At 42.6% G+C, this 12,626-nt stretch carries 9 protein-coding genes and 1 tRNA gene; 2 read left to right on the top strand and 8 right to left on the bottom strand.

Going from position 1 to position 12,626, the window contains the following annotated elements:
* The first annotated feature begins 66 nt into the window (after positions 1 to 66).
* Positions 67 to 342 (top strand): hypothetical protein, encoded by a 276-nt coding sequence (locus H9647_RS02895; protein ID WP_191797993.1) that lies wholly within the window; start codon positions 67 to 69, stop codon positions 340 to 342.
* Positions 343 to 426: 84 nt separating this feature from the next.
* Here the strand turns inward: H9647_RS02895 and H9647_RS02890 are convergent, their stop codons facing one another.
* From H9647_RS02890 to H9647_RS02865, 6 genes are all read right to left on the bottom strand, one after another.
* On the bottom strand, positions 427 to 873 hold the full coding sequence (locus H9647_RS02890) for a GNAT family N-acetyltransferase (protein ID WP_191797991.1): 447 nt from the start codon (positions 871 to 873) through the stop codon (positions 427 to 429).
* A 20-nt stretch (positions 874 to 893) separates the two neighbouring features.
* Positions 894 to 4,337 carry an S-layer homology domain-containing protein gene (locus H9647_RS02885; RefSeq protein ID WP_191797990.1) on the bottom strand — a complete coding sequence of 1,148 codons (3,444 nt, stop codon included), beginning with the start codon at positions 4,335 to 4,337 and terminating at the stop codon, positions 894 to 896.
* Between the two features lie 65 nt (positions 4,338 to 4,402).
* Entirely contained in the window at positions 4,403 to 4,933 is a 531-nt protein-coding gene (locus tag H9647_RS02880) for a phage tail protein (protein WP_191797988.1), read from the bottom strand.
* Positions 4,934 to 4,948: 15 nt separating this feature from the next.
* Positions 4,949 to 5,452, bottom strand: coding sequence for a phage tail protein (locus H9647_RS02875; protein ID WP_191797986.1), 504 nt, complete (start codon positions 5,450 to 5,452; stop codon positions 4,949 to 4,951).
* Positions 5,453 to 5,479: 27 nt separating this feature from the next.
* Positions 5,480 to 6,001, bottom strand: a complete 522-nt coding sequence (locus H9647_RS02870; protein WP_191797984.1) for a phage tail protein — start codon at positions 5,999 to 6,001, stop codon at positions 5,480 to 5,482.
* 28 nt (positions 6,002 to 6,029) lie between these two features.
* On the bottom strand, positions 6,030 to 9,203 hold the full coding sequence (locus H9647_RS02865; RefSeq protein ID WP_191797982.1) for a hypothetical protein: 3,174 nt from the start codon (positions 9,201 to 9,203) through the stop codon (positions 6,030 to 6,032).
* A gap of 769 nt (positions 9,204 to 9,972) precedes the next feature.
* Here H9647_RS02865 and H9647_RS02860 point away from each other — a divergent pair.
* Positions 9,973 to 11,859: a sugar-binding protein gene (locus H9647_RS02860; protein ID WP_225229010.1), complete on the top strand. Its 1,887-nt coding sequence runs from the start codon at positions 9,973 to 9,975 to the stop codon at positions 11,857 to 11,859.
* A gap of 127 nt (positions 11,860 to 11,986) precedes the next feature.
* Here H9647_RS02860 and H9647_RS02855 read toward each other — a convergent pair.
* Positions 11,987 to 12,059, bottom strand: a tRNA-Ala gene (locus H9647_RS02855).
* A 307-nt stretch (positions 12,060 to 12,366) separates the two neighbouring features.
* Positions 12,367 to 12,609, bottom strand: a complete 243-nt coding sequence (locus H9647_RS02850) for a hypothetical protein (protein WP_191797980.1) — start codon at positions 12,607 to 12,609, stop codon at positions 12,367 to 12,369.
* Positions 12,610 to 12,626: the final 17 nt, after the last annotated feature.

The raw sequence follows: 12,626 nt of genomic DNA, 5'->3' as shown, positions 1-12,626 counted from the left end.
AAGTGATCTCTAGCTTTGAAATATTAAATAGGGTCTCTAATAAAAATCATGACTTCATTTTGAAGAATGGATCGAGACAGGTCTGAGATTTGCGCATCGAACGAAAATCTGGAGGATACCTATTATTCAGCACTGCAGAAACTACTCGCTTGTATCAAACTATTGGGAGAAGGCAAGCTTATTTTGCAGAAAGGGGGAAACGATCTGGGAAGCTGGCTGGAGAGCACCGGTACGATCAACGGTGAGCTGTTGACACGCCTAATTCCAGCTGTATCGGAAACGACCTATCTTGCTCATTGTCATTATTGCAAACCATCCTATGTCAAGCTTGTCTTCATATAAAAAAAAGCTGACTCAGTTTGAATACTGACGTCAGCTTACAATATTGGGCTTATTTTGTTTATGTCTTTTCTGGTAGTAGCGGCTTTAAGGAGTCCACTTCATTGTTACATAAAGAGGGGTCTCACCCGTTAATACAAAACCTAATCTTTCATACAACTTGTACGCAGGGTTATCACTAAGTACATGAAGCTCGACCGAAATCCCCTTGTCCATTGCATATTTCTGATAATGGGAAATCAGTTCTGTTCCAAATCCCCGGTTGCGAAAGTCGCTAAGAAGGGCAATATCGACGATCATTAGCACCTCATCCAACTCTCGGGTTAACATCCGGCCGATCCGTTCCCCCTTGTAGAAGATGATTTCTTCTCTCAGCGGGACAGGATGCGAGGAATAAGAACGTGTCTGAGCATCGAACTGCATTCGCAAAAACATTTCAACTTGATCCTCACTCCATCCCCACGAAGTTACCTCAGACTTTCGAGTATCGATATACACTTGAAAGAGAAACGGCCAATCCTCTAGGTTTGCCAAGCAGGTATTCAGTTGCATGCTTAGATCAACCCAGATTTTTGCAAAAGTCTTTGCATGATAACAGCTATTTCAGCTTGGGTTAAGTCATCCTTTGGAGCAAGCATTTTCATATGTTTACCGTTTATAATCCCTGCTTGCAAGGCTGCTGCCGTATGTTCTTTTGCCCAGATAGAAACCTTAGAAGCATCGGCAAACGAAGTTAGAATCTCATTGGTATTTTGCTGAGATGAATTCTCCTTTAGGCCCGTAAGGGTCATAGCTTTGGACAGAATGACCATCGCTTGTTCACGAGTAATCTTATCTGCTGGCCGGAATGTACCATCATTAAAGCCGTTGATCAACTTATAATCGTAAGCGGTTTGAATAGAACCTGCATACCAAGATGATGCACTAACATCAGCGAAGGATGAAATACTGTTTTCCACTTTCAGGCCCAAAGCCCGGACAATAATCGAGGCGAATTCTGCTCGAGTAATTTCCTGATTAGGACTGTATAAACCATTCCCCGTGCCCTCCACAATCATTCTGGACCCCATATCATTAACAGCAACTTTGGCCCAATGGTTATCTACATCTCTGAACTCAAGAGGATGCCAGACTACAGAATAAGTGCTATTGGTCAAGCTGTTAATGACTGCAGAATAGACTCCATTCATTTCTACTACTTTCGTGGGTACATGCCGAACACTACCATCTGGTTCAACGACAATACCCGTTGTGATCTTGTTAGGGTCCATCCCTTCTGGCAAAGTTACGGTTCGTTCTACATAAGCTTTAAACTGGGTAATATCGACTTTCGTGTTCCCGTAAGAACCTTGAATGGAAAAATCAAGCGGCGGAATGACGATGCTGAAGCCTCCATCGTTCGCTGCATCTTGAGCGACCTGCTCCATTCCCGACTCCGGTACGGAGATTTGAATTTGAATCTTGATATCTGAGAGGGCAATCGATTGTCCAATTTGATTAGAAATGGCATCAATATCTATTTGCTGCGCAGGCAAAGTATACGTAGCGTTGTTTGTTTGAATCTTCACTACTGCTTGCTTCTGCTCCAAATTTTTTACCATTTGGCCATTCAGTTCGCCAATTACGATGTCAGCACCGCTAGTAACAGGAATCGTTACTACGGCATGATCGCCTTCAGCAGCCAGCTTTTCATTAAGCTTAACCGGATCAACTACAATGGTCGAGACCTTGTGGTTATTCATAGTCGAATTCACCAATGTCCCTGCCTTTTCGACCTTCCCGTTCACCAGAACTTCAACTGCATGATCCTCAGGCTGCGCTGGAGTCGCAGGTACTGATGGCACTGGAATTATTGGCGTTGGTATTGTTGGTTCCGGTGTCGTTGGCTCCGGTGTTGTTGGTTCCGGTGTTGTTGGTTCCGGCGTTGTTGGCTCCGGCGTTGTTGGTTCCGGTGTCGTTGGCTCCGGCGTTGTTGGTTCCGGTGTCGTTGGCTCCGGCGTTGTCGGCTCCGGTGTTGTTGGTTCCGGTGTCGTTGGCTCCGGCGTCGTTGGTTCCGGTATTACTGGTGGTGGAGGATTTATAGGAATACTTTGAGAAATTACGACTTGGTTAACCTGAAATGTAACGGCGGACAGGTGATCCGCGGTTATGCTAACAGTTGCCGTATAAGTTCCGGCTGCTAAACCATCTTTCGCTCTTACGGTAAAAGTGTCCTCTTCTCCACTATTTATTGCCTCAGCGACTGTAGTCACCTCAAATGCGTTAATATCCCCCGCGGTCAATTCGGCTCGCAAGTTCGTCAAATTCCCCGTTCCTGTGTTCGATACGGTAATGGACTTTGTTTCCTGTGTTCCAGTTTCGTATCCTTCGGTCAGAAGAGTTGCTGTTTGATCAGAAATTTTTCCTGTGCTGTATGTCAGCTCTGCCGGTGCTGATGTTACTGTTATAACCGACAATGCGAACTTGCTAGTATCCTCTTTAGAAGTCGCCATTATCTTGTATTCACCCGTATCAGCGTCCGAAGCTACCTCCACGTTTCCGTTCTCCTCTACCGTGACTTTTCCAGTAGCATCATTGCTGCTCCAGGTCACTGTTTTGGCTGCTCCACCTACCACTTCTACGTCAGCCATCAGATGCTTACTTTCTCCCTGCATTACATTCGCACTACTTGGAGTTACGGTTACACTTTTAACCGCTGGTGCTGGAGTGACCGTAATCGTTGATGTACTTGTTTTGTTGGGATCTACTGTTGAAGTCGCCGTTATCGTGTATTTCCCCGGTTCAGCGTCCGTAGCTACCGTAACATTTCCGTTATCATTTACTGCAACCTTCAAGGCATCGCTGCTACTCCAGGTCACTGTCTGTTCTGCTTCACCCACCACATCAACAGTAGCTGTGAGCTGCTTACTTTCTCCCTGCGTTATATCTGCACTGCTTGGAGTTACCGTAACGCTAGTAACTGCTGAAGTGACCGTTATCGTAGACGTGCTCGATTTGTTGGAATCCACCGTTGAAGTTGCCGTTATTGTATAATCCCCTGGCTTAGCGTCCTTGGCTACCGTCACTTTTCCAGTTTCGTCTACTGCAACTTTTATAGCATCACTGCTACTCCAAGTCACTGTCTGTGCTGCTCCGTCCACCACTTTTACGTTAGCCGATAACTGTTGACTTCTCCCCTGCACTACATCCGCACTGTCAGGAGTTACGGTCACACTCGTGACTGCAGGAACAGCCGAGTCATTGGGTGCATTAGGATCACTAGGGACATTAACAATAGCAGTTCCAGGCCCAGTAACTTCAAAATCAACTTTCCCTGTAATTCCATACTTAAATGCTGTCATAACAATATAATAGGTCACACCAGCCTTAAGATGAATATTGTTAATTTGAGACAAAGAAACTCCGGCCTTATCATCATTACCGGCTATTAAATTGTGTAGCGGATGTTGGTCATCAAATTTATCTTTATACAGATATAGGACCGTATCATTGGGATCATCTTCTGGATCTTCTAATGGTGCTTCAGAGCCTGGTGGTGACGTTACCAAAATACTATAATCGCCATCAATAGATGGAGAAATGGTTCTATAAAAATAATTTCTAACATAAGATCGCCATACCGTTACCTTAAATGGATACCCATCATCTGAAAAGGTCGGTGTATTAAACCATGATCCACAATTACTATAATCTGTACCTCCACATCCCGCGCTATTTTTGCCTTCTTGAAAATACCATATTTTATCCTTCAAAGAATCATCATAGATATCCTCATCTTCTTCTTCATAACTTTCATCATAGGAAACATCACCCGGCATCTCAGGTCTTACAAAAGTAGAGCTAGTATCCAAGGTTCCACTAAACTTAGTAGTTATGATATCAGCATTTGTAGTTTCAGCATCGGCAGTAAGAGGTCCAGAGAACAATGACCCACTAATTAAAACAAAGGAAAGAAAAACTTGCCCAATGGCCTTGCTTTTAGAATAGAGTTTGTACATAAATCTGTCCTTTCATATAAGGCTCTCTATGAGAATTAAAGGTATAACGCTCAAATTCGTAGTCCTTAGGATGTCTTTTCCGGATAAACGCCTTGCAATGCAATAATAAAATTTAGTTCTGTATAAGGTTGCATATTATTGTGTGGCTGCGACTCACCCGTCGTACCAATCGCGAGCGGATTCATGGATACGGAAGGAGTATTGGAATAATACTTTGGCGCTGCATTCTTCCCAATTTTCGAAGTAGGGGTCCATACCGCTCCTTCAGGACTCAATGCACTGCCCTTGGGCTGAGTCTGTGGAGTATGGCTATGACTCGGCATTTCCGCTTCAAGAAGTGTAACCTGAGCTTCTCCGTTTGCTTTCCCAAATGCTTGAGAGGTTAAACCGATGCCTTGCCCCGAATGCATAGGCGCTCTTCCGCGAAGATCGGGGAGCTGAAAGGTTGTCGCTCCGTCTCCTCCAAATTGGGTTCCAATCACACTAAACAATAATGTATTCTCTTGAATTTGCAGGGTCTGTCCATCGCATAACGCCCAGTCCACTGGTGCATATGTGCCTGCAAATAATCGAATTTCTCCTACATACGGATCCATTTAATTACCTCCTAATTAACTTCTCAGCGGAAAAATACCTATGGTAGCGATACAATAATTCACTACAAGGTAGGGCTGCATATTCGAGTGAGCCTCACTATTTCCTGCCGCTGTTAAAGCTTCACTGGACATCGTTTTATCAGTCTGAGCTGCATAAGGGGTTATACCCGCGGTTGTCCCCCAAGTAGCATTATTCGAATTAGCAGTTACGCCGTCAGATCCGGCGGGAGCATCGTGTGTATGCTGCGGCATTTCATTTATCGTTAATGTATGTGTTTCTTCTCCGCCATAAGGACTTGGTGTATATGGATTAACCGCTCCAAGAGGCACACGGCCCTGAAGATCGGGAAGTGCAAACGTTTGGGGTGCTTCCCCACCGAAGCGATCTCCTATTAGAGAAAATAAAGCTATATTTTGTGCAACTTGAAGTATTTGTCCATTACATTCCGCCCAACCTTGTGGAGGGTTTCCATATGCAAAAGCGAATAGGCGAATTTCACCAATAAAAGGTTCTGCCATCTTTTTAATCTCCTAGTCTTTCTTAAATTATCCTTGTGACGGATACAGGCCTTGAAGCGCAATAATAAAGGAAACCGGTAAATAAGGCATCAAATTGTTATGCGGGTTACTTGCACCGGTTGATGAAACGGATGCTGTATTCATGAGACCGGTAGGATTCTTATCTGCCGAATATTGCTTTGACGTGCTAGCTGCCCAAAATGTATTTGTCGGATCGCCTATATTTCCTGCAGTAGATTGAGCATTAACTTCATGTGTATGCGCTGGAAGCTGCGCTAAAGTTAAAGCGACAGTCTCCGTCCCTCCTGTTTGACCCATTGCATATTCGGTACCGCTTTTACTATTTGTTCCTTTATGAAGCGGGAGTCTCCCTCTCAAATCAGGCAATTTAAAGTTCGTTATTCCATCCCCGCCATACGTTACTCCAATGATCGAGTAAAGACTCTCATTACCTGTAATCGGGAGAATCGCACCATCGCAAAACGCCCATCCTTTAGGAGGATAATTGCCTGCAAACATACGAATTTCTCCTACATATTGATCACTCATCCGATATCTCCTTTTTCTATTCTGGGGCTTATAGTTCTATAACAATCGAATCGGATAATTTCTCCTGAACAGTTACCGCATCTGGTTCTTTTCCTGGCAGGCTAAACATTTCATTATCAGCAAAAATATCATTACTATTCATAGGTTTTGGCACAGCAAAAGCACTCATTTTGCCGGATGGAGACTTAGGCGCATAAGCTTCCGCTTTTCCAGCCAAGGTCATTACGATTTTCTTAACTTCACTTAGATTAACGCCTTCGTTCAGCTTGCAACCACTTCGATCCTCAAGCGGTACCTCAATAGACCAGAGGGATAATAAACCTGGCATGATCCGGGTAGTCCCATCTCCTACTGCTCCACCGGATTGATTGATCATTTTTTCAGAAAATTCGCCTGTAATTCCCTTTCCTTCTTCGGGTGTTACTTCATATTCATAGAAACCATGGCTTTTATTATGAACAAAATCAAACCGCTCACCATATAAATTCAGGAACGTTGAATGACCATAGTGGGTATATTCCGTATGAATACTCCCCGCCGAATGCCGGGCTCCAGGCAATTGAACATGACAATCACTAACCATCATGTGCGCTTTACCTGCAATTTTCTCCCGTATGAGTTGATTATCTATAGACAAAGGGAAAAAGGCCGGTTTGTGTTCACGTAACGCTACGAATTGTTCTGGGAAAGATTCTTCATTGAAAATAATAGTTACATTTTTGAAGGGCTGTACTGGATTTTCTGAAGCATTCAAAGCATCTTTTAATTTCACTGTGATTTCAGCATGGATGCGACTGAGCTCAGCTACATGACTATCCCGAATCAATGGGAAAAGGTCCTTGCTAAGAACCAAATATCGATAAGCCTGATATTCTTGATATAGGAAATCAGTTAAAGCTAGCTTCAATCCGTTATAAAGATCTAATATATATGTATGAAATAACGGCAGACTGGCATCCAGGTCATCACCAATCGCCTGTTTAATTCGGTCCTCGTCTGCTCGCCGCTGCTCCAATTCGGCAAACCGTCTTGCTTCCTCTAAATGTTTTGCTTTAATGGATTGGGTTTTGCTTTGATAGTCTTCGACAACATTAAGATATTGATTAAAAGCTTTGCGGTATCCATCGACTTTATCCTCAGGCATCTTCCCATAGACTGGCTTTAGCATATCGTCAAATTGCTCACGCGACATCGCAAGCATCGATGAATTATAACCAAAGGAATCACGCGCCTCTTCGATCTGCCCTAGCAGATCAACCAGTTCGGCACCACTCTTTAATACACCGAGACCGGAAGAGAAAACAGTGCTTACATTCTTCAGTGATTTAGAAAGTTCCTCTTCTTTTTCTTTTTTCTCTTTTGCTACGGTCTTGTCGCTTTTGAAAGTATCATCAATCACAATTGTTTTTCCTGTATTCCAATAGTTGCTCACAGCTGAAGCGATTGCCCCGCCTGTTTTTAGTGCGGTTAGGGCAGGCGTAACGTTGGTTACGAGTGCAACTCCGTTAACGACCAGATCAAAGGTAGCCTTAAGGGAATCCATCGCAAGTTTTGATCTTAACTCTTCTACAAATTCTTCTGCTACTGTCTGAAGATTCTTTTCATTAGACAAAATGCTCGCATACAGCTCGCTCGCTTCAGATACCAATCGTTCTCCATCAATAATCGATTTTTGCCTCTGATCTTCCAAATCATTAATCCGGTTCTCTGCAACGGCTATAGCATCCTTTAGTATCTTCACTCGGCCTCTCTGATCATTGTCAGCCTTTATATAATCAAGATATAGGGTTTCAGCTTGCTGAGCAGCATTAATAAGGTTGCTACCTAGATCCTGATATTTATCCAGCGGCATTAGTGGTACCCAGTTCCAAGGATGTCCGAAGTAGTCTAGCCCTTGTCCCAACTGCGATAGCAAAATGATCGCCTTATTACGCAAAGAGAGCCACTGAATGGAAGTATCCAGCATACTCTTTTGAAAAGAGGAATAGGAGTCTAAAGCTCGAATCGCATCAAACGAATTCTCATTAGGTGTTGTTTCCTGCAACCAATTTAGAAGAATGGCTGCCTCTTCGAGTTTTTCCTCACTGCCTGTAAGATAAGCGAGCCCTGCTTTATTGAGGGTTAACATCTGGCGTTCGAGAGAAGCACTTAAGGCTGACTCTAGATCGAGCGTCGAAAAATCCGTGTAAATCTCTGTTCTGTCTACTTTCACTCCATAAAATTGTCCATACTGTAATTGGAAAACTCCAGTGTTAGTGGGCTGACCGTCAACGGGATTAGCGGCGTAAATCCCCGGATCCCCATCTTTGCCATTTAAACCGCTTAGCTCCCTCTCTTGGCTTACTATTTTGACCGCGGTTGTTCTTCCAGTGACAACTTTAAATTTACGGCCACCTATTCCGCCCTTAGCTCCGGCGCCAAATTTTCCTGGACGGGTTGGAGCTCCGGCAACTCCGGGTTGACTTTCCATTGTGATCTTTTGTTCAGCACAATCAGTCACATACCCGACAAAAATATGCCCAGCGTCTCCTCCATTTCCTGAGTGCCCAGCATTACCGGCTTTGCCTCCATTACCTCCATCTTTACCGGGTTCTGAGGAGTCATCCGATGAAAACCAATGGGTTTCCGCGTCTCTTCCATTCTCTCCATCACGGCCGTTCATGCCGTCTCCTCCGTCTTGTCCACGACCCCCGTTGCTGCCATTTGCCGAAAGCTTTAATTGACCTTGCAAGTCGAAATAATCTGCTACAAGTACAATATGGCCGCCGGACATCCCGTCTCCCCCGTCAAAACCATCATCGCCATCTCCACCATTGTCTCCGCTTCTGACAGCCATATCTCCTCGATTAGCCTTAGGTTGCCTAACAAAGTCCTTTTCTTTAGGAACGAGGGTTCCTGATGTACTGATCGAAAGGTCTCCATCCGAAGAGATCACTCTGGCATTCAGAGTCAGATTACGCCCTGGCAAATTCAATGATCCGGCAACATGAATCGTATCCGCCTGAATCCAATAGTGGGCTGTTAAATCGGAAAAATACTCTTGGTTTAAAGTTAAATCAGCGGCCGTTAAATAAATCCATTCTTCTTTTTTGCCTCGCTGAACACCGGAGTACAACGACTGTCCGGTTATTTCCACAACACCCATCTGCGGCTCTTCCCCCATATTATAAGATTGTGACATTCCTTTTTTTATGTAATCCAAATTGACTGGCCTACTAAATTATGATCATTGTCACATTGCCATCTTATTGTAATGGTATTTTCTTCATAAAAAAAGACATTTTTTTCTCTTTTTCGACATTTTTTTATTTACTGTTTTATTTCTTAATTTTATACAATTTGTATTACAGTTTTTAGGAAAATCAAATCGAACTTTTATTAGGTTATCTCGAAAACGATCCAATTCATTTTGACCGTAGGATCGAGAATTCGCTCCATATTCAAGTAGGTACTGCGGTTGCCGTATCTTCAACTGATAGCCTCATCGTAGAAAGGACTCCCTTGATAAAGAATAAAGCAGATATATTATGAATATACTGCGTTGTTATCTTCTTTCTCATAAAAAAGAATGTTCTAAGGGACCATCTTCATAACCTCTCTCTTGTAGCCGGCTGCGAGACGAATTTTGTCGAAATACAGTGGAGGTTTTTGAATGCAGGCTGCCTCATGTTACTCACTTTATCGTCGTCCATTCGTTTTTCCGATTCTATTATTATTACCGTTGTTTTTGCCTCTACAGTTAACAAACAAGATGCTAATATAATATTGACACTTTAAATAATTAACGTTAAATTCTCTCAGAAACGAACAATGAATATAAAGTGAAAGGATGTGATTATTAAAGCTAAAATAAAAAGTAAGAATTCAGTCTAATGATTTTGTAGGGAGAACATTCAGGAACTGATTGAGCGGTAAGAGAACCAATGGGTGACAAACATACTAATGATCACATTTAAAAAGGAGGAGAACTTTTGAAGAATGGTACAAGGCTGTTGCTTAACCCCATTTTGAAAATGTTAACTATTGTATCCTTGGTATTTATGTTTTCACTCGGCTCATTGCCTGATATTTCTGCAGCTGCAACAAAGGCTGAACCTGCATTCAAACAAAAGGATGTTCTCGTAACAAAAGCCGTAATTAAGGAGGCACCCATGAAAACAGACCCTGGCAAAATATCTGTGGGTACGGATGGTTTGGATTCCAATGGAAGAATGGTGGCTCATTTTGGTTCCCCAGTCATTGACGGAAATGTTGATCCGATATGGAATAAGGCACATAAAGTATCACCTAAGCATGTATCCGCTAACATAGATACCTCCGCTACATTTAAAGCATTATGGGATGACCGCGCACTATACATTCTTGCAGAAGTCAAAGATAAGAATCTGTCCGTTCAATCTGGAACACCACACATGCAAGATTCGGTGGAAATATTCCTGGACGAGAACAATGACAAAACGACAGACTATGGCGCAGAAGATTTGCATATCCGCGTCAACTACGAAAATGCGTTATCCGTGGATAACGGAGATCCAAACCTGTATTATACAGCAGCGAAAAAAGTGAAAGACGGTTACGTAATTGAAACAAGAATTGCTCTGAAGACGAAACCAGAAAACGGAAAAGTGCTTGGTATTGAATTACAGATTAACGATGCTATAGGATCGGAACGTATAGGTTCCTTAAATTTGTTTGATGCAACAGGAACTGCATGGCAAGATCCATCGAAATTCGGCGAAGTTTTACTTACTGGAAAGGCAAAAAACGATGTCAGCGGATTAAATCCATACAATCTATTTAATTTGGTTGAAAATACACTAAAGCTTGATTTCAAGCTTTATAAAAATGCGAATATCGTAACAGATGCTCTTACTAACGTTGTGTCTGAAAGCGTACTCAATGGTCATAAGGTTACCCAGAAAGAAATTGACAGTCAATATGCTGCAATTACAGCTGCAATCAGCAAGCTTGAAATGACGGAAGAAGCCGCGAATGAGAAATACTTCAAGCCGCTTCCGAATGCTTATCGAGCCGAAAACACCAAGCCAGGAAAAATTGAAAGCATTCACTACAAAACGCCTAATGTAAAGGGTGGTACGGACGATAAAAAATTGAATGTTTATCTTCCATACGGTTATGATGCTTCAGCTGCAAATAAGAAATACAATGTTCTCTATCTGATGCATGGCGGCGGAGAGAATGAAGATCTTCTCTTCGGCGGACCTGGCCAGAGCAAAGAATTGAAGAAAATTTTAGATAATATGATTGCCTCAGGAGATATTGAACCTCTTATCGTTGTGACGCCTACCTTTAATGACGGTAAAAATGACGTCGCACTCTTCCACGAGGAACTGATGGACACCATTGTTCCGTTGGTGGAAAACAAGTATAATACCTATGCCAAATCAGGAAGTTTGGAAGATTTGAAAGCATCTCGGGAGCATCGAGCATTCGGTGGTTTCTCCATGGGTTCGGTCACGACTTGGTATACCTTTATTCATGCTCTAGACTATTTTAAATATTATATTCCGTTAAGTGGTGACAGCTGGGTCATTGAACAGCGCGGAGGCGGTCTTCAACCAGAGAAAACAGCAGAGTACCTTGCAAATGTTGCAAAAAAATCCGGTTATAAGCCGCAGGACTATTACATCTTCAGTGCTACGGGTAAGCTTGATATCGCATATCCAAACTTGAAGCCCCAAGTCGATGCAATGAGGAAATTAACGGATGTATTCATCTATTCATCGGATACAAAGAAGGGAAATTTTTACTTCCTCGCAGCCGATAGCGGCACGCATGCTTGGAACTGGCAGAACCAGTATATTTATAATATTTTGCCAGACCTATTTAGTAATTAGACAATCGATATCGTATAGAGTTCATACAAAAGCCCGGCGCCTGGTTCCCCCACTGGCCTTTTCTACTTGTACTAACATCATAAAAAATAAACCACGTCCAATGGACGTGGTTTATTTGATAAACAGATGGAGCCTAGGGGGATCGAACCCCTGACCTCATCGCTGCCAGCGATGCGCTCTCCCAGCTGAGCTAAGGCCCCTTAATTATGTAGTTGACTACTAATTTGTATCTGACGTAAAGTCAACTCAGTAACTTTCCGACTTAGTTATTATACATTTAAGTGCGCATCGGTGCAAGTATTTTTTATTGAAATTCAAACTCACAAATAGAATAGCACTTGGGATCCTCTCTATTAAGCGTCCTGTTTCTTGGTTATTCAAAAGAATAGGTTATGATAAAGAACCCAGTGATATGTGGCTTTCCTATGTTAAGTTCGCTGGGGTAATCAGCATAATCATGGGACTGATAATAATCATATTAGGCACGCAACACCTTTTATATAACATTCAATTTACGGCTCGATGATGACTAGGATTCATTCGCTCAAATGATAATACAGTCACAGACAACAATCGAGATAATACTACTGTAATAACAACATAGATCATTTCAATTAAATTCTGGTATAACAACGAATCCAATTGAACATAAGAGAAGATTATATATTTACCTGCAATATAAAAAAGGATAAAGAGTAAAGCAAACAAGAAGGTATTCCACAGCTTTTCTGCAATCTGCATCTTGCTCATCTTCATCACCTCTCCAA

Origin of the sequence: Paenibacillus gallinarum (assembly GCF_014836635.1) — a bacterium.
Taxonomy (GTDB): domain Bacteria; phylum Bacillota; class Bacilli; order Paenibacillales; family Paenibacillaceae; genus Paenibacillus; species Paenibacillus gallinarum.
Note: the sequence above shows the minus strand (reverse complement) of the source record. Positions and strands in the feature narration are given on the sequence as shown.